This window comes from Ruegeria marisflavi, from assembly GCF_025673445.1.
In the GTDB taxonomy this organism is placed as follows: Bacteria; Pseudomonadota; Alphaproteobacteria; order Rhodobacterales; family Rhodobacteraceae; genus Ruegeria_B; species Ruegeria_B marisflavi.
Window position 1 is genome coordinate 212,825 of sequence record NZ_JAOVQN010000004.1, and the last position, 17,094, is coordinate 229,918.

At 64.5% G+C, this 17,094-nt stretch carries 15 protein-coding genes; 5 read left to right on the plus strand and 10 right to left on the minus strand.

Going from position 1 to position 17,094, the window contains the following annotated elements; all coding sequences use genetic code 11:
* Positions 1–6: 6 nt before the first annotated feature.
* Positions 7–480 carry a GNAT family N-acetyltransferase gene (locus OEZ49_RS06390; RefSeq protein ID WP_263387521.1) on the minus strand — a complete coding sequence of 158 codons (474 nt, stop codon included), beginning with the start codon at positions 478–480 and terminating at the stop codon, positions 7–9.
* Positions 477–1,520: an NAD(P)/FAD-dependent oxidoreductase gene (locus OEZ49_RS06395; protein WP_263387522.1), complete on the minus strand. Its 1,044-nt coding sequence runs from the start codon at positions 1,518–1,520 to the stop codon at positions 477–479. The genes OEZ49_RS06390 and OEZ49_RS06395 overlap by 4 nt, the downstream gene beginning before the upstream one ends.
* A gap of 49 nt (positions 1,521–1,569) precedes the next feature.
* Between OEZ49_RS06395 and mnmD the strand changes: the two genes are divergently transcribed.
* The gene (mnmD, locus tag OEZ49_RS06400) at positions 1,570–2,235 is read left to right on the plus strand and encodes a tRNA (5-methylaminomethyl-2-thiouridine)(34)-methyltransferase MnmD (protein ID WP_263387523.1); all 666 of its coding nucleotides are present in this window, start codon (positions 1,570–1,572) and stop codon (positions 2,233–2,235) included.
* Positions 2,232–3,137 carry a DMT family transporter gene (locus tag OEZ49_RS06405; RefSeq protein ID WP_263387524.1) on the plus strand — a complete coding sequence of 302 codons (906 nt, stop codon included), beginning with the start codon at positions 2,232–2,234 and terminating at the stop codon, positions 3,135–3,137. The genes mnmD and OEZ49_RS06405 overlap by 4 nt, the downstream gene beginning before the upstream one ends.
* Here OEZ49_RS06405 and OEZ49_RS06410 read toward each other — a convergent pair.
* Positions 3,093–5,066: a lytic transglycosylase domain-containing protein gene (locus OEZ49_RS06410; protein WP_263387525.1), complete on the minus strand. Its 1,974-nt coding sequence runs from the start codon at positions 5,064–5,066 to the stop codon at positions 3,093–3,095. The genes OEZ49_RS06405 and OEZ49_RS06410 overlap by 45 nt on opposite strands.
* Before the next feature lie 138 nt (positions 5,067–5,204).
* Between OEZ49_RS06410 and dapA the strand changes: the two genes are divergently transcribed.
* Positions 5,205–6,077 (plus strand): 4-hydroxy-tetrahydrodipicolinate synthase, encoded by an 873-nt coding sequence (gene dapA / locus OEZ49_RS06415; RefSeq protein WP_263387526.1) that lies wholly within the window; start codon positions 5,205–5,207, stop codon positions 6,075–6,077.
* Positions 6,078–6,169: 92 nt separating this feature from the next.
* On the opposite strand, the gene OEZ49_RS06420 is transcribed toward dapA, so the two are convergent.
* The 6 genes from OEZ49_RS06420 to pdxR all read right to left on the minus strand — a co-directional run bounded on the left by OEZ49_RS06420 (position 6,170) and on the right by pdxR (position 15,160).
* Positions 6,170–7,057 (minus strand): dimethyl sulfoxide reductase anchor subunit family protein, encoded by an 888-nt coding sequence (locus OEZ49_RS06420; protein WP_263387527.1) that lies wholly within the window; start codon positions 7,055–7,057, stop codon positions 6,170–6,172.
* Complete coding sequence (locus OEZ49_RS06425) at positions 7,057–7,806, minus strand: 4Fe-4S dicluster domain-containing protein (protein ID WP_263387528.1); 750 nt, start codon at positions 7,804–7,806, stop codon at positions 7,057–7,059. The genes OEZ49_RS06420 and OEZ49_RS06425 overlap by 1 nt, the downstream gene beginning before the upstream one ends.
* Entirely contained in the window at positions 7,803–10,628 is a 2,826-nt protein-coding gene (locus OEZ49_RS06430; protein WP_263387529.1) for a molybdopterin oxidoreductase family protein, read from the minus strand. The genes OEZ49_RS06425 and OEZ49_RS06430 overlap by 4 nt, the downstream gene beginning before the upstream one ends.
* Positions 10,629–10,759: 131 nt before the next feature.
* A complete protein-coding gene (gene pta / locus OEZ49_RS06435) occupies positions 10,760–11,770 on the minus strand; it encodes a phosphate acetyltransferase (protein ID WP_263387530.1) in 1,011 nt (336 codons plus the stop codon).
* A gap of 21 nt (positions 11,771–11,791) precedes the next feature.
* Entirely contained in the window at positions 11,792–13,567 is a 1,776-nt protein-coding gene (gene xsc, locus OEZ49_RS06440) for a sulfoacetaldehyde acetyltransferase (protein WP_263387531.1), read from the minus strand.
* A 114-nt stretch (positions 13,568–13,681) separates the two neighbouring features.
* Positions 13,682–15,160, minus strand: coding sequence for a MocR-like pyridoxine biosynthesis transcription factor PdxR (gene pdxR, locus OEZ49_RS06445; RefSeq protein ID WP_263387532.1), 1,479 nt, complete (start codon positions 15,158–15,160; stop codon positions 13,682–13,684).
* Positions 15,161–15,342: 182 nt separating this feature from the next.
* On the opposite strand from pdxR, the gene OEZ49_RS06450 reads away from it, so the two are divergent.
* Both OEZ49_RS06450 and OEZ49_RS06455 read left to right on the plus strand, forming a co-directional pair.
* A complete protein-coding gene (locus tag OEZ49_RS06450; protein ID WP_263387533.1) occupies positions 15,343–15,660 on the plus strand; it encodes an ArsR/SmtB family transcription factor in 318 nt (105 codons plus the stop codon).
* On the plus strand, positions 15,653–16,684 hold the full coding sequence (locus OEZ49_RS06455; protein ID WP_263387534.1) for a permease: 1,032 nt from the start codon (positions 15,653–15,655) through the stop codon (positions 16,682–16,684). The genes OEZ49_RS06450 and OEZ49_RS06455 overlap by 8 nt, the downstream gene beginning before the upstream one ends.
* Before the next feature lie 6 nt (positions 16,685–16,690).
* Here the strand turns inward: OEZ49_RS06455 and OEZ49_RS06460 are convergent, their stop codons facing one another.
* Entirely contained in the window at positions 16,691–17,083 is a 393-nt protein-coding gene (locus OEZ49_RS06460) for a hypothetical protein (protein ID WP_263387535.1), read from the minus strand.
* Between the last annotated feature and the right edge of the window lie 11 nt (positions 17,084–17,094).

Consider the following 17,094-nt stretch of genomic DNA (forward strand, 5'->3'; position numbering starts at 1 on the left):
CGCGCCTCAGGCGATTGCCTTTTGCATGGTGATCGAGGTGGGCCGGTCGTAACCGGGATGTGCGGACTCTCCGGTCTTTACGAATCCCAGCCTGGCAAAGGCGGCATGGTTTTCCACCAGTTCGACCCGTGTCTCCAGCTCGACAACCGGCAGGCCCAGCGCGCGGGCGCGGACCTCGGCCTGGGTCACCAGCCGGCGGGCCAGACCCTGGCCGCGCATGGACGCATCCACCGCCAGCTTGCCGAGATAGAGCCGCCCCGGTTTGGCCGTCAGGAAAACCACCGCGAGCGGCGGTGTGCCCAGCGCCCAGATTTCGTGCCGTGCCGCATGATCCGCGACCGTCTTTTCGGTGAGCCGGTGCATTGACGAGGGCGGGTCGATCCGGCCGTCCATGAAGGCGAAGCTACCCCGGATCAGGGACAGGACCGCCCCGATCTGCGGGCTGTCCGGGGCGATCTGATAGGGTGTGCCAAAGGTCACAGCGAGGCCTGTGGGCGGAAATCGTCAGGGATGTTGTCGCGCCCCTCCAGCACCAGATCTGCCATCACCTGGGCCACCTTGGGCGCCATGCCAAAGCCGATCTTGAAGCCGCCATTGGCGATGAACTGGCCGGGAAAAAGCGGATGCGCCCCCAGCATCGGCGCACGCGAGCGCGAGCGCGGGCGCACGCCAGCCCACCGCTCGATCACCTCGGCCCCGTGTAACAGCGGCACCGCCTGCACCGCGCGGTCCAGAACCGCGTCCAGCGTCGCATCGGTGCTGGTCGGGTCGTCATAGTCGCGTTCAGAGGTGGAGCCGATTGCTAGCGTGCCATCCGCATGGGGCACGATATGCACCGTATCGGCAAAGAGCTGCGCCGCCTGTCGCCCGGCATCGAACCGCAAGAGCGCGGCCTGGCCCTTGACTCCGGTGCCCACGGTGCGCCCGTGCGCGCGGTTCAGCTCTTCCAGCCCGGCGATGCCGGTGGCGTGGATCACCTGCCCCCGGTCAGGTGCCTCGACCTGTACCGCGACCCCGCGCGTCACCAATGCCGCGACCAGCGCGGCACAGGCCCGGCGCGGGTGCATCCGGGCGCTGAGCGTATCATGCACCACCAGCCCGGTGGGCGAGGGCGGGCACCAGCCGCCCATCTCGCCAACCGGACAGACCCGCCATTCGGCTCGCCCCTGCCACAGGCTGCGGGCCTTCTCTGCCCGCTCATGCGCCAGAGCCACGGCGCGGTCATCGGCCAGCGGCTGGATGCGCCCGGTGCGGCCATAGCCGGGGGACACGCCGCCTGCCGCCTCGACCCCGGTCCAGAACCCTTCCGCCATGATCAGGCTGTCGAACTGGAACGCCTTCTTGGCGTTCCAGTTTTCCGGCACATGCGGGGCCAGCGCGCCAACCAAGCCGCCCGAGGACCCGGCCCCCGGTCCGAACGGATCGACCACCTGCACCCGCGCCCCGCGCGACACGCAGGCCCATGCGATGGAGAGGCCGAATATCCCCGCCCCGCGTATCGTCACATCGGCCATTGCCATCGCCTGTCCCTTTCGCCAGTGTCGCGCCGATTTCGTAGGGGATATTCGCATGGTTGACCAGCAAGCGAAACTGAGCTGGACCGAGGACCGGGTGCCGGTGTCGGAGCAGTTCGACGACCCCTATTTCTCGCTTCAGAACGGGTTGGAGGAAACGCGGCATGTGTTTTTGGCGGGCAATGACCTGCCGGCACGCTTCGCGCCCGGATTTCACATTGCCGAGCTAGGGTTCGGCACCGGGCTCAACATGCTGACTGTCTGGTCGGAATGGGAGCGCGCGGGGCGAAGCGACCCGTTGCGCTTTACCAGTTTCGAGGCCTTTCCGATGGCGGTCGCGGATCAGGCCCGGGCGCTGGCGGTGTTTCCCGAACTTGCACCCTGGGCGGCGCGGTTTCTGGAGACGTGGAAAGGTGGCGCTTGCGATCTTGGCACCCTGCACCTGACGGTTGTCGAAGGCGATGCGCGCCTGACGCTGCCCGATTGGGACGGTCTTGCCGACGCCTGGTTTCTGGACGGGTTTTCCCCGGCCAAGAATCCGGAGCTCTGGGGACAGGAATTACTGACCCATGTCGCAAACCACACAGCGCCCGGGGGCACTGTTGCGACATACTCGGCGGCAGGATTCGTTCGGCGCGGATTGGAAGCGGCGGGGTTCACCGTGACCCGCAGCCCGGGATACGGGCGGAAACGTCACATGACACAAGGTCTGAAGGCATGACAGCGGCAACGATGCGGGTACAACAGAACAACATTCCCGCAGGCATCGCGCTGATGCTGGCGGCGACGGTGGTGTTCGCGCTGCAAGACGGGATCTCTCGCCATCTGGCGTCGAGCTACAATACCTACATGGTGGTGATGATCCGCTATTGGTTCTTTGCTGCCTTTGTCATCGCCCTGGCGGCGCGGTCGCGCGGCGGTCTGCGCGCGGCGGTGCGGACCGGCCAACCTGGAATGCAGATTTTTCGCGGCCTGCTGCTGGCCGGTGAAATCTGTGTCGCCGTCTTTGGCTTTACCGTGCTGGGCCTGATCGAGAGCATGGCGGTCTTTATCTGCTATCCGCTGTTGGTGGCGGCCCTGTCGGGGCCGGTTCTGGGCGAAAAGGTTGGCTGGCGGCGGTGGAGCGCCATTGGTGTCGGGCTGGTCGGCGTGCTGATCATTCTTCAGCCGGGCATGGGGGTGTTCAACCCCTGGGCCATCGTGCCGCTAATTTCGGCCTTTATGTTCGCGCTTTACGGCCTGCTGACCCGCTATGTCGCGCGGCAGGACAGTACCGCGACCAGTTTCTTCTGGACCGGTACGGTTGGTGCCGTCGCCATGACGGCCGTCGGCCTGTGGTTCTGGGAGCCGATGAGTGCCGCAGATTGGCGCTGGATGGCGGTTCTTTGCGTTACCGGTGCCATGGGGCACTGGTTGCTGATCAAGTGCTACGAGATGGCCGAGGCCAGCGCGGTGCAACCCTTTGCCTATTTCCACCTGATGTGGACCTCGATCCTGGGGATCACGATCTTTGGCGAGACCCTGCGCAGCGCCGTGATCATCGGCGCCACGCTGATCGTCGCCGCGGGCCTGTTCACCCTATGGCGCGAACGCGCGCAGCGTCGCGCCGGCAAGCTCGGCTGAGAACGGGATCGGCAGCGGCTCCTGCCCCAGCCGGGCGCGGTAGACCGGCAGGCTTTCGGTGACCCGCATGATGTAATTGCGGGTTTCTTCGAAGGGGATGTGCTCGATCCAGTCGACAATGTCGGGGGTACCGCTGCGCGGGTCGCCGAACCGCTCCATCCAGCTGATGGGACGATTGGGACCGGCGTTGTAACCTGCGGCCATCATCACGACGTTGCCGTCGAAATCGCCCGCCAGCCCGGCCAGATAGTTGGCGCCCAGCTTTGCATTGTATTGCCAGTCCCGGGTCAGGCTGTCGGTCGAGTGCCCGCCCAGAATGCCCAGGCCATCGGCCACCAGCCGCGCGGTCGCAGGCATCACCTGCATCAGCCCGCGTGCGCCTGCGCCGCTGATCACCACCGGGTCGAACTCGCTTTCGCGGCGGGCGATGGACAGCACCATTTCCGGCGCCATGGGCAGTTTCAGGTCAGCCACCGGGTGCAGAGGGTAATAGGCCCCGGCCAGCACCACCCCTTCTTGCGCCTTGCGCTTGGCGATCATCAGCGCCAGATGCGGCTCGCCCATGTCCATCGCCATCTCGGCCAGTTGCGAGGCCTGTTGCTGGTCCAGGCTCTCGGCCAGGTGGGTCAGGAAGCGTTCGGCAAGGTCCAGTTCTCCCGCCCGAAGCAACAGCAATCCAGCCTCCAGCACGCTGGACGTCATGAACGGCGCATCGCGCCAGGGCGGGTTCTTTGGCGGTGTCCTGAGCGTCGGGTCAAAGGGCCGCCCGATCCGTTCGGCTGCCAACAGGCCATAGAACGAGGTCTGGTTTTCGGCCCCGATCGCATAGGCGGCATGCGCCTTGTCCGCCTCGCCCAGTGCCGCATAGGCACGGCCCAGCCAATAGCCCGACCGCCCCTTGGAAATCGGCGAGGTCACCGCCGCATCGAAGCGCTGGAAATGTGCGACGGACGTGGTGGGATCGTTCAGCTTGGCCAGCGCGATATAGCCCGCGATCCATTCCAGTTCGGCATAGGTGTATCCCATCGCGGGGGTCATGAAATGCAGCGCCGCCACCTTGTAAGCCTGCTCGTTGCGGTCCTGACGCATCAGCAGCCGGGCAAGCCGGGCGCGGGCGTTGCCCCATTTGTCGGGTTCGCCCAGCGCGGCGGCACTGGTGGACCGTTCCAGCATCAACTCGATGGCACTGTCGTCCAGTTCCTTTCGGTCGCGCCAGACAAACCGGTCATGGGCCAGCCCCGGCGCATCGGCCAGACTTGCCGGGACGGCCGCAATCAACGTATCCACCCCGGGCTCCATATCCTTGAGCGCGATGCGGGCCGCCGCCAGTTTGCGGTGATCCTCGTCCACCAGGGACAGCATCTGCCGGGCGCTGATCGTGTAGCCCTCCCACAGCATACGGTCCAGACGCGCCTCGTGATGCGGTCGCAAAAGCTTGCCGAAGTTCTCGACAAAATCCTTCTGCAATCCGGCCCCCATCGGCAGGGTGCGCCAGGCCTTGACCAGTTCGGCCTCGGCATCGCCGCGCTGTCCCTTGGCGATCAGTGCAACCGCGTAGTTCAGAACGCCTTCGGCGCTTTGCGGCGGCAGACCTGCGTAGAATTTCAGCACGCGGTCGGGATCGGCATTGGTGAACTGCGGCTCGGACTGCTTGCGCAGATAGTCCATGCCGGGCCAGTCCGCGCGCCTTTCGGCAAACACCAGCGCATCGCCATCGGTGCCATAGCTGCGGCGCAACCAATGCCAGACGATCAGATCCCGCGACACCGACCCGCGCGCGCCTGCGATCTCCAGCGCCTCGGTCCAGTTTTCGTCGCGCATCTCGCGCAGTGCTGCGCGCAGATTCGCCGCCGCATCCGCCCAAACCGGGGCCACAAACGTGAGACACCAGAAAATCATGGCCGCCAAGGCGGTCGGAAGACGGGTCATCCCTTGCATTTCCTGTCGAACCAAGGCTAGAGCCTTTCACGTTAAACCTTGCGCGGTCGGGATCAAATCACATTCCCGCCCTTGTGAGGAACCGGCGGGCAATTGCCCGTTTGCCATGCAATCTAGGGAGCATTTTCCATGTTCAAAGGCTCGATGCCTGCACTCGTCACCCCGTTCCGCAACGGCGAGCTGGACCTGGACACGCTCAAACGTCTGGTCGAGTGGCAGATCGGCGAAGGATCGACCGGTCTGGTTCCCGTTGGCACCACCGGCGAAAGCCCGACGCTGACACATGAGGAACACGAAACCGTCGTGGCCGAAGTGGTCAAGGCCGCCGCCGGTCGTGTGCCGGTGATCGCGGGCGCGGGGTCGAACAACACGGTCGAGGCGATCCGCTTTGTCCAGTTCGCGGAAAAGGTCGGCGCCGACGCGGCCCTGGTGGTGACGCCCTATTACAACAAGCCGACCGCACGCGGGCTGATCGCGCATTTCACCGCGCTGCACGATTGCGCCAATATCCCGATCATCATCTACAATATCCCCGGCCGCTCGGTCATCGACATGAAACCCGCGACCATGGGCGCGCTGGCCAGGCTGCCACGCATTGTGGGCGTCAAGGATGCCACCGGCGATCTGGCCCGGGTCAGCCAGCAGCGTGCCGCCTGCGGCCCGGACTTCATCCAGCTCTCGGGCGAGGATGCCACCGCGCTGGGCTTCAACGCGCATGGCGGGGTGGGCTGTATTTCGGTCACCGCCAACGTCGCGCCGCGGCTCTGTGCCGAGTTCCAGCAGGCCACCCTTGCCGGTGACTACGCCAAGGCGCTCGACTATCAGGACCGGCTGATGCCCCTGCACGAGGCGATCTTTATCGAGCCGGGTCTGGTCGGCGCCAAATATGCCCTGTCGAAACTGGGCCTGTGCAGCGAAGAGGTCCGCTCGCCCCTGACCGGTCTCGAAGACAGCACCAAGGCCGCCATCGACGCGGCGATGAAGCACGCCGGGCTGCTTTAAAAGCCGGAAAAAAACCGGCGCCCGATCACTGGGCGCCGGACTACTGCTTCTTTCTGGTCAAAAATACTCAAATCGAGGCGTTGCCGTGCAGGCTAACGTTTGCCGTAGTAGAGCCCGACCACATGTTCCGCCTGCGCAAAGAACAGCCAGCGCGACGTGGCGATGCCGATCAGATGTGCGATCACGGCAATCAGGGCGAGCAGATGTTTGACGATCACGTCATGCACCGGCACCAGCAACAGCACCAGCGGCAGGACAAAGCCAAAGCCCAAGGCCATCATCCGCAGCTTTGCCGCGTGTTTGCGGCCGACGACATGCACGAATTCCCGCAGCAGGTAGTTGGATCCTGTATGCGGCGGCTCAAAGGCGCGCACCTTGCCGCGCGATCCCAGCCCGGTCGCGGTTCCGATATTCGTGCCGGAGTTGGCCAGCGCGGTGTCGCCCTGTTTCCAGTAGGCCAGTTGCACCGCACCCGCGATCAGCAGCAGAACGATTGCGGCGGTGTTCTGGCCGGCCAGCAGCGCGCCGCCAGCCAGGCTGAAGGACAAGAACATCGCTGGCGTCAGGTTCATGTTCCAGCGCGGAATGGTCTTGAGCTGCGCATAGATCATCGACGTGGTGAACACAGTGATCAGCGACAGCGCCGCGCCCAGCCAGCCCAGCAGGCCCCAGCTCTGGTCCAGGAAGATGACGCCGACGGCGTAAAGCCCCATGACGATCAGCGCCGCGACCGCAAAGCAGCCTTCGCGGCTCAGCCAGCTTGTCCGCCACTGGCTGAACGCCTTCCAGGCGCGCTCGGGGTGGCCGAGGTGGAATGTCGAGGCCAGAAGCCCGCCGACGGCCAGACCATAGGCGATGGCGAAGAAGACAAAGGCCACCCAGCCCGATACATTCGGCAGGCCAAGGCCGAGAAAGGCCAGAAGGCCAAAGCCCAGTCCGGACAAGGTGGTAAAGATGATGACGGAAGGAGCGGGATGCATCAGAGTTTCTCCAGGGCCTTGTCGAGCCAGGCGATGAACCCTTTGGGTTCTTCGGCCACCGGCGCCAGCAGCGGCGCCAAGATGTCGATCTGATCCTCGATCCGGTCCTTGGGCCGGGGCGGCAGGTACTTGTTGACGGGCTTGGTGCCCATTTCCGGCATCAGGTCCATGCCACCGCGTTCGGCCACCAGTTGCGACACCGCGCTGTCCGGGTCGCCCAGATCGCCGAAATGGCGCGCACCTGCCGGGCAGGTGCGCACACAGGACGGCACCCGGTCCACCTCGGGCAGGTTGTCGTTATAGATGCGGTCGACGCAGAGGGTGCATTTCTTCATCACCCCTTCGGCAAGATCCAGTTCGCGCGCGCCATAGGGGCAGGCCCAGGCGCAGAGCCCGCAGCCGATGCAGTCGCTTTCGTTGACCAGCACGATCCCGTCCTCGGAGCGTTTATAGCTGGCGCCGGTCGGGCAGACGGTGACACAGGGCGCGTCCTCGCAATGCAGGCAGGATTTCGGAAAATGGATCAGCTGGGCGTGCCCCTCGGGCGGCTGCACCTCGTAGGAATGCACCCGGTTCAGAAAGGTGCCTGACGGATCGGCACCATAGGGGTTCTGATCGCTGAGCGGCGCGCCGTAGTTCTCGGTGTTCCAGCCCTTGCAGGAGATCACGCAGGCATGGCAGCCGACACAGGTATCCAGGTCGATGACCAGACCCATCTTGCGGTCGGTGGATTGGGGGAGTTGGGTCATTCACCTACCTTCCAAGCCAGGGTTTTCGGGCCGGTTCCGACAGGCGACTTGATCGGGTCGAAGGCCGGTTGGCTCTCGGTCATTTCCTCGGGGCCTGCCACCTTTTCGACTTTCACCTTGAGGTCGAACCAGGCCGCCTGACCGGTCACCGGGTCGGAGTTGGCCCAGCGCAGCCCGTCGCCCTTGGGCGGCAGCAATTCGTGGATCAGGTGGTTGAGCAGGAAGCCCTTGGTGGCCTCGGGCGCGTCCGGTTCCAGCGCCCAGGCGCCTTTGCGCTTGCCGATCGCATTCCAGGTCCAGACGGTGTTGTCATTGAGCGCGGCCATCTCCATCACTGGCACCACGATCTGTCCATGAGGTGAGGTGACTCGCGCCCAATCGCCATCCTCAAGCCCCTGTTCGCGCATGATTTTTGTCGGAACATAAAGCGGGTTGCGCCCGTGCAGCTGCCGCAGCCAGGCGTTCTGGGTGCCCCAGCTGTGATACATGGCCATGGGGCGCTGGGTCAGGGCGTTGACGGTGTAGCCCTCGTTACCGTGCTGATCGGTCTCGTACCAGATCGGCAGCGGGTCCAGCCGCTGGCTGATCCGGGTACGCAAGTGGTCCGGTGGCTGGCGCTCGCCATGGCCTTCGGCCGCCAGTTGGAACCGGCGCATGGGTTCGGAATAGAGCTGGAACAGGTAGGGTTGCGGGCTGTCGTAGAGGCCCATGCCGACGGCCCAGTCCTGATAGGCCGCGTTCCAGGGTTTGTAATACTGCGCCCCGTCCGGCACGTGTTCGACAAAGAAACCGCCGTTCTCGATATAGCGGTCGAGCTGATCGGGATTGACCTCGCCGCGCCCGGCCTTGTCGCCCGCTTCGCCCCGGAAACCGGCCAGCGGGCCGATGCCGGGTTTGCGTTGGTGGTTGACGATGTAATCGGCGTAATCGGTGTATTTCTCCGCGCCGTTCTCATCGGTGAACCCGGGCAGTTTCAGCTTGTTGGCCAGTTGCACCAGCACCGTCTGAAAGCCGCGCACATCGCGGTCGGGTTCGATCACCGGCCAGCGGATCGCGTCCGCCGCGCCGTCCGCCTCGCAGATCGGGCGGTCGAGCAGCGAGATACAGTCGTGCCGTTCCAAATAGGTGGTGTCGGGAAGGATCAGGTCGGCATAGGCGACCATTTCACTGCTATAGGCATCGGAATAGATGATTCGAGGGATGACGTATTCACCGCTCTCGTCCTTGTCCGTCAGCATGTCGATCACGCCGCGCGTGTTCATGGTCGAGTTCCAGGACATGTTCGCCATGTACATGAACAGCGTGTCGATCTTGTAGGGATCGCCGGCATGGGCGTTTGAGATCACCATATGCATAAGCCCATGAGAAGACATGGGATTTTCCCAGGTGAACGCCTTGTCGATGCGCGCCGGGCTGCCGTCGGGTTTGAGCGCCAGATCCTCGGGCCCGCGCACAAATCCCAGGTGCGGGCCGTCGAGCGGGGTGCCCGGCGTGACCTTGCAATGGGGTTTGGGGTGCGCCTCGACCGGTTTGGGATAGGGCGGTTTGAAGCGGAAGCCGCCGGGCACCTCGACGGTGCCGAGCATGATCTGCAACAGGTGCAGGGCGCGGCAGGTCTGGAAGCCGTTGGCATGGGCCGAGATACCGCGCATGGAGTGGAAGGAGACCGGGCGGCCCTTCATCACCTTGTGGGTCTCGCCCCGGAAATCTGTCCATTCCTGTTCGATCTCGAACGCTTCGTCAAAGGCGACGCGGGCGATCTCGGCGGCCAGCGCGCGGATGCGCGCGGCGGGGATGCCGCAGCGGTCGGCCACGGCTTCGGGTGTGTACTCTTCGGACAGGTAGCGATTGACCGTTTTGTGCATCACCGTGTGGCAGGTTTGGCCGTTTTGTACATGGGTTCCGGTCAGGTCCGGGCGCACACCGGGACGGTCGAAGGGGGCCAGTTCGCCAGTCGCGCGGTCGATCACCAGGACCTTGCCGTCCGCGTCGCGCAATAGCAGGCCGTGGTCCTCGGCACCCGGGTTCTCGATCACCAGGCAGGGTGCGTTGGTGTAGCGGGCGAGATAGTCGAGGTCGATCTTGCCCGCCTTCATCAGCACATGGATCAACGACAGGATCAGCAGCCCGTCGGTGCCGGGCGTTATCCCGTACCAGTCGTCGGCCACCGCGTTATAGCCCGAGCGGATCGGGTTGACGCCGACCACCCGCGCGCCGCGCGCCTTGATCTTGCCGATGCCCATCTTGATCGGGTTGCTGTCATGATCCTCGGCCACGCCGAACAGGATGAACAGCTTGGTATGATCCCAGTCGGGTTGGCCGAATTCCCAGAAGGCGCCGCCCATCGTGTAGATGCCCGCCGCCGCCATGTTGACCGAGCAGAAGCCGCCATGCGCGGCATAGTTTGGGGTACCGAAATTCTGTGCCCAGAAGCTGGTGAAACTTTGCGACTGGTCGCGTCCGGTGAAGAAGGCCAGTTTCGACGGATCGTTCTCGCGGATCGGTTTCAGCCAGCCGGTGGCGATTTCCAGTGCCTCGTCCCAGGTGATCTCCTGAAACTCGCCCGAGCCGCGCGGGCCCACCCGTTTGAGCGGCGCGCGCAGGCGCGAGGGGGCATTGACCTGCATGATCCCGGCGGAGCCCTTGGCACAAAGCACGCCCTTGTTCACCGGATGGTCGCGGTTGCCCTCGATATAGGCGACCTTACCATTTTTCATGTGCACGTTGATGCCGCAGCGGCAGGCGCACATGTAGCACGTGGTTTTTCGCACCTCGTCGGAAACCTTGGGCGAGGTGTCGAGCTTTGGTTGCTGGTGGATCATTCGGGTTTCCCTGTTCTGTCGTTCCACACGCTAGGGCAGATCACCCCATCCGACGACAATTTTCTTGCAAATTCAAACTTCCCGAAACCCTTTTCCGCAAAACTGCAATTCTGGGTGGTGTTGTTCTTTCATTACGCCTGCGCCAGGGCTTGCAGAACCGTGACGGCGATCATCTGGGTGACATCACCGGCAACGCAGCCGCGCGACAGGTCGTTGGCCGGTTTTGCCAATCCTTGCAGAACCGGACCAATGGCCGTGTATCCGCCAAGGCGCTGGGTGATCTTGTAGCCGATGTTGCCCGCGTCGAGATTGGGGAAGATCATCACGTTGGCCTGCCCTGCCACATGCGAGCCCGGCGCCTTGGACGCGCCGACCGTGGGCACAAAGGCGGCATCGAACTGCAATTCGCCATCGACCTCCAGATCGGGGTGATCCGTGCGCAACCGGGTCAGCGCATCGGTGACCTTGGTGACGTTGGGGTGTCGCGCGCTGCCCATGGTGGAGAAGGACAGCATGGCGATCTTCGGTTCCTGCCGCAGCAGCGCCCGGCACGAGGCGGCAGAGGCGGCGGCGATGGCTGCCAGTTCCGTGGACGACGGGTCGATCACCAGCCCGCTGTCTGAATAGAGCATCGCGCGGGCGTGGGCGGTGGCGCTCTCGGGCGGGTACATCAGGAAGAAGCTGGAGACCATCGCGGCACCGGGCGCAGCGCCGATCACCTGAATGGCGGTGCGCACCACGTCCGAGGTGGTGGCAACCGCGCCGCCGACCGTGCCCGCCGCGTGACCGGCGCGCACCAGCATGGCGGCATAGACAAGCGGTGTGCGGACGGCGGCAAGCGCGTCGGCCTCGCTGACGCCCTTGTGCCGCCTGAGGTCGTGATAGGCGGCCGCAAATCCGGCGGTGAGGGCTGAACTGTCCGGATCGTGGATGGACAGGCCATCACCTTCGGCCGCGCCCTGCGCTTGAAGCTCGGTCTGGATCGCGGCGGTCTGGCCGACGAGGATCACATCCGCGATCCCCGCCGCACGGGCCGCCAGCGCCCCCGCGACAACGCGGGGATCGCTGCCTTCGCTCAGCGCGACGGTGGCGCGCCGGGCCGGGGGTTCAGACAGCAAAAGATCAATTGGCGTTCGTGTCATCACCCGGGGCCCCTGTTGCGCTCAGACCTGCTGAGGCCGCATGTCGGCCTTGTCGATGCCTGCGACGCGAACCGGTTTCTTCATGGCGTCGCGGCGGAAGGGTTCGCCGAGCTCCTGATTGATCATCGCTTCGATCAGGGTGGTCTTGCCTGCCTTCTGATCTTCGATGGCCTTGGCCAGGGCGGCGGTGAGCTCGTCCATGGTGTGGGCCACGATGCCTTGCAGGCCGCAGGCCTTGGCGATGCCTGCATAGCTGACCTGCTCGTCCAGCTCGGTGCCGACGAAGTTGTCGTCGAACCACAGGGTCGAGTTGCGCTTTTCGGCGCCCCACTGGTAGTTGCGGAACACGACCTGGGTGACGGCGGGCCATTCGCCGCGACCGATGGCGGTCAGTTCGTTGACCGCGATGCCAAAGGCACCATCGCCGGAGAAGCCGACAACAGGAACGTCGGGGCAGCCGATCTTGGCGCCGACAACCGCGGGCAGACCGTAACCGCAGGGGCCGAAGAGGCCGGGGGCCAGGTATTTGCGGCCTTCGTCAAAGTCGGGATAGGCGTTGCCGATGGCGCAGTTGTTGCCGATGTCCGAGGAGATGATCGCCTCGCGCGGGAGCGCCGCCTGGATCGCGCGCCATGCCATGCGGGGGCTCATCCATTCTGGCTTGGCGGCGCGGGCGCGCTCGTTCCAGGTGGTGCCCGGATCGTCATCCTCGTGGGTCATCGATGAGAGCTGCTGGGCCCATGCCGATTTGGTCTGGGCGATACGGTCCTTGCGCGCGGCGCGGCCTTCGTCACCGGCGGTGTCGCTGAGCTGGGCCAGGATGCCCCGGGCCACCTTGGCCGCGTCCCCGATGATGCCGACCGAGACCTTCTTGGTCAGGCCGATGCGGTCGGGGTTGATGTCGACCTGGATGATCTTGGCATCTGCGGGCCAGTATTCCATGCCGTAGCCCGGCAGGGTCGAGAACGGGTTCAGACGGGTGCCGAGGCAGAGCACCACGTCGGCGGTCTTGATCAGTTCCATCGCCGCCTTGGAGCCGTTGTAGCCCAGCGGCCCGGCAAAGAGCGGGTGCGAGCCGGGGAAGGCATCGTTGTGCTGGTAACCGACGCAGACCGGGGCATCGAGACGCTCGGCCAGATCCTTGGAGGCGGCGATGCCGCCCTTGGACAGCACCACGCCGGCGCCGTTCAGGATCACCGGGTTCTTGGCGTTCGACAGCAGTTCGGCCGCTTGCGCCACCGCCTGTTCGCCGCCCGAGGGGCGTTCGAATTCGATGATGGCGGGGAGCTGGATGTCGACGACCTGGGTCCACATGTCCCGCGGAATGTTGATCTGGGCCGGGGCACTGGCGCGCTTGGCATTCATGATCACGCGGTTCAGAACCTCGGCCACGCGGGTGGGGTCGCGGACCTCTTCCTGGTAGGCGACCATGTCCTCGAACAGTTTCATCTGCTCGACTTCCTGGAAGCCGCCCTGGCCGATGGTCTTGTTGGCCGCCTGCGGGGTGACCAGCAAGAGCGGCGTGTGGTTCCAGTAGGCGGTTTTGACAGCGGTGACGAAGTTGGTGATGCCCGGACCGTTCTGGGCGATCATCATCGACATCTTGCCGGTGGCGCGGGTATAGCCGTCGGCCATCATGCCGGCGCTGCCTTCGTGTGCGCAATCCCAGAAGGTGATGCCTGCGGCCGGGAAAATGTCCGAGATCGGCATCATGGCCGAACCGATGATCCCGAACGCATGCTCGATCCCATGCATCTGAAGGGTTTTGACGAAAGCTTCCTCGGTCGTCATTTTCATAAGAACGCACTCCATGCGATTGACAGGGGCCAGTGTCCTTCCGGGCATCGGCAGATTGGAGTCAGGTTTAGGCGCAAGGGTAAGGTGGGCGTTAGGGCCAGAAAGCCCGGCATCTTAATGCCAGTTGGGTCCGGCGTGACGCTCTATGGCGCGGGCGATGCGCTCGATACCCGGCGCGATGCGGTCCGTCTGGATCGAAGAATAGCCGAGCCGGTAATAGTTCGTCGGTCTGTCCGAGCCGGAAAAGAAGGTGGTGCCCGGTTCGATATGAACGCTTTCGCCGCGCAGCGACATGGCCAGCGCGCCGCAATCCACCCCGACGGGCGCCTGCATCCACAGCGACGAGCCGCCATAGACGCCGCGCCCGGAAATGGTCAGACCGTTTTCCGCGATGGCGCGTTCGATCTCCCGCCGCCGTTGCAGCAGCACCGAGGACATGCGCCGGATCTGGGTGTCGTAATGGCCGAGCGACAGGAAATAGGCGGCCGTGCGCTGGATATGTCCGGGCGGGTGGCGCAGCACCAGCGCGCGCAGCGCGCGCGCCTCGCGGATGAACGGCTCGGATCCCACCATGTAGCCCAGCCGCAGCCCCGGAAAGAGCGATTTCGAGAAACTGCCGACATAGATCACGCGCCCGTCGCTGTCGAAAGATTTCAGCGCGGGAGAGGGCGACCCCAGGAATGCCAGTTCAAACTCGTAATCATCCTCGACGATCATCGCGTCGATTTCGCGGGCGCGTTCCAGCAGCCGGTGCCGCCGCGAAACCGGCATGGTGGCGGTGGTCGGGCTCTGATGGCTGGGCGTGGTGAAAATCACGTCGGTATCGTCGGGGATCTCCTCGGGCGGGAGACCGTCGAGATCGACCCGGATCGGAACCAGATTGCAGCGCGACTGGATCAGCAATTCGCGTAAGGCATAGTAACAGGGATCTTCGATCGCGGCCTTGCGGCGCCGGTTCAGCAGTACCCGGGCCGCCAGCCAGAGCGCATTTTGGGCGCCCAGCGTGATCAGGATCTCTTCGGGTCGGGCCGAAATGCCGCGCCGGGGCAAGGTGTGGCGTGCGATAAACTCGATCAGCAGCGGATCGTCCTGGTCCACGTAGTCGGCAGTGAGCGAGGCGAAATCCTTTTGTCCCAGCGCGCGCACGGCGCAGAGCCGCCAGTTGGCGTGATCGAACAAGGTCGGATCGGCTTGACCATAGATGAACGGATAGCGGTAGCTGCGCCAGTCCGCCGGTTTTTGGAGCGTATCGCCGCCGGTGAACTTGCGCGCGATGGCGCGGTTCCAATCGACGGTTTCCTGGTCGCGCAGGGGGGGCGCGTAGCTGGGCGGGATCGGGGCGTTTTCGGACACGAAATAACCCGAGCGCCCGCGGGAGGTGAGATAATCGTTGGCCAGAAGCTCGGTATAGGCCAGCGTCACCGTGATCCGGCTGACGCCAAGATGGGTGGCCAGCCGCCGCGACGAGGGCAGTTTCTCTCCCATGTGGAAGCGGCCCGACAGGATGCCCTCGGCGATCATCTGCTGGATCTGTGCCTGCAAGGTGCCCTGGGCGCCCTGCTTGAGAAAGAAGGTTTCGACGGGAATGGCCATGGGGTCAGCCTAGCTTGGACTTATGTCAGGTACAATTTGGACTTATCGCGGCATAGCAAGCATTTTCCCCTGTTGGCGTCAGGAGTGATATCGAACTGGCCTTATGCCGGTCAGGCAGAAAGGACTTGCGCGACTCAATTAATCTATATAACTAGTTTTATGGTTTAAATGAGGTGACGACGATGTGGAAAACGGCGGCCGAGGGATTTAACGCCATGGGGTCGGAGGCGCGGTTGAAGGTGCTGCGCGTGCTGATCCGGGCCGGGCAACCGGGGCTTTCGGTGGGGGAAATTCAGGAACGGACGGGGATTCCAGCCTCGACCCTGGCGCATCATCTGAAGGCGCTGACCTCAGGCGGCGTGATCGAACAGGAGCGTATCGGGCGGACCACGATCAACCGCGCCTCGTACGAGCGTCTGGATGCGCTGGCACGTTTCATCCTGGCCGAGTGCTGCGTCGATCAGGGGGTTGTATCGGAGAAGGAGACGGAACATGGCTGATCTGGCGCAACCCACGGTCGGATCATTTCGCCGCGTCCGGGCGGCGTTGAAAACCCCTTGGGCGTTGAGCGCGGCGCTGCTTGTGGCGGTAGCGGTGCTGGATCCGCAGAACCTGAGTACCGTTTCGGTGTTTGCAGTGCGGGCTCTGGGACATACCGCGCAATACATCCTGTTTGCGGTGCTGCTCCTGGCCTATCTCAAGGCGACGGGGGCCGAGGTGCTGGTGGCGCGCGCCTTTGAGGGGCGCGAGACGCGGATGATCCTGCTGGCGGCCCTGTTCGGGGGGCTGGCACCGTTCTGTTCCTGCGAAGTGATCCCGTTTGTTGCTGGGTTGCTGGCGTTGGGGGCGCCCTTGTCGGCGGTGATGGCCTTTTGGCTGAGCTCGCCGCTGATTGACCCGCCGACGCTGTTGATCACGGCGGGCGCGCTGGGCTGGCCCTTTGCCATTGGCAAGGCGGTGGCGGCGGTGGGGCTGGGCCTGTTCGGCGGGTTCGTGGTGCGGGCGCTGTCGCGGGGCGGTGCGCTGGCCGATCCGCTGCGGGTTTACAAGCGGTCTGGCTGCTGCGGCTGCGGCACGCCCAAGCCGGTTGCGCCGGTGTGGCGGTTCTGGACCGAAGCCGACCGGATCGCCGTGTTTCGCCAGGAGTTTCTGAGCAACGCGCTGTTCCTGCTGAAATGGCTGGCGCTGGCCTATGTGATCGAGGCGCTGCTGGTTCAGTACGTTCCGGCCGAGGTGATCGCCGGGCTGGTGGGCGGCGAGGGGCTGTTGCCGATCGTCATCGCGGCGCTGGTGGGCATGCCGGCCTATCTGAACTCGTATGTCGCGCCGCCGCTGTTGGCGGGGCTGACCGAACAGGGGATGACGGTGGGCGCGGCGATGGCATTCATGGTGGCGGGCGCGGTCAGTTCGGTCCCCGCGATGGCGGCTGTCTGGTCGCTGGTCAAGCCAAGGGTCTTTGCGCTGTATCTGGGGCTGGGGATCACCGGTGCGGTGATCGCCGGTGTCCTGTTCCAGATGATCTGAGCCCGGTTACTGCCCTGCGCAATGCTGGGGCAGTTTCAGCCGGTACCGCGCCTCGCGACTGGTGACGTAGACCCGTTTTTCGACACAGGCGGTGGTGGTGATCGTGTTGGCAATCGGCCCGTCGGTGGTGGAGATCGAGATGGCATTCCCATCGGGCAGCCGGACCGAGACCACGGCGCCCTTGTTCAGGTCACCATTGACAGCCACCGCCGACAGCACGTCGAGGGTCAGGAACGCCTCGTGCTCGTGCTCTTCCTCGCCCTTGCCGAAGAAGAACAGCGTGAGCAGGATTGCCAGGATCAGAGCCGCCGCCGCCAGGAAAGCGCCACGGGTCTGGAAGAAGGCATAGACCGATACCGCGCGGTGCGGGCCAAGCAGTTTGGACAGAATATCAAGCATGGGATCTTACA

Bases quoted from the DNA above. Each gene is read 5' to 3' on its own strand.
- OEZ49_RS06405 (WP_263387524.1), top strand. From the start codon at position 2,232: ATGACAGCGGCAACGATGCGGGTACAACAGAACAACATTCCCGCAGGC.
- dapA (WP_263387526.1), top strand. From the start codon at position 5,205: ATGTTCAAAGGCTCGATGCCTGCACTCGTCACCCCGTTCCGCAACGGC.
- OEZ49_RS06455 (WP_263387534.1), top strand. From the start codon at position 15,653: ATGGCTGATCTGGCGCAACCCACGGTCGGATCATTTCGCCGCGTCCGG.
- OEZ49_RS06410 (WP_263387525.1), bottom strand. From the start codon at position 5,066: ATGACCCGTCTTCCGACCGCCTTGGCGGCCATGATTTTCTGGTGTCTC.
- OEZ49_RS06430 (WP_263387529.1), bottom strand. From the start codon at position 10,628: ATGATCCACCAGCAACCAAAGCTCGACACCTCGCCCAAGGTTTCCGAC.
- OEZ49_RS06395 (WP_263387522.1), bottom strand. From the start codon at position 1,520: ATGGCAATGGCCGATGTGACGATACGCGGGGCGGGGATATTCGGCCTC.
- OEZ49_RS06425 (WP_263387528.1), bottom strand. From the start codon at position 7,806: ATGACCCAACTCCCCCAATCCACCGACCGCAAGATGGGTCTGGTCATC.
- OEZ49_RS06420 (WP_263387527.1), bottom strand. From the start codon at position 7,057: ATGCATCCCGCTCCTTCCGTCATCATCTTTACCACCTTGTCCGGACTG.
- OEZ49_RS06450 (WP_263387533.1), top strand. From the start codon at position 15,343: ATGTGGAAAACGGCGGCCGAGGGATTTAACGCCATGGGGTCGGAGGCG.
- xsc (WP_263387531.1), bottom strand. From the start codon at position 13,567: ATGAAAATGACGACCGAGGAAGCTTTCGTCAAAACCCTTCAGATGCAT.
- pta (WP_263387530.1), bottom strand. From the start codon at position 11,770: ATGACACGAACGCCAATTGATCTTTTGCTGTCTGAACCCCCGGCCCGG.
- OEZ49_RS06460 (WP_263387535.1), bottom strand. From the start codon at position 17,083: ATGCTTGATATTCTGTCCAAACTGCTTGGCCCGCACCGCGCGGTATCG.
- pdxR (WP_263387532.1), bottom strand. From the start codon at position 15,160: ATGGCCATTCCCGTCGAAACCTTCTTTCTCAAGCAGGGCGCCCAGGGC.
- mnmD (WP_263387523.1), top strand. From the start codon at position 1,570: ATGGTTGACCAGCAAGCGAAACTGAGCTGGACCGAGGACCGGGTGCCG.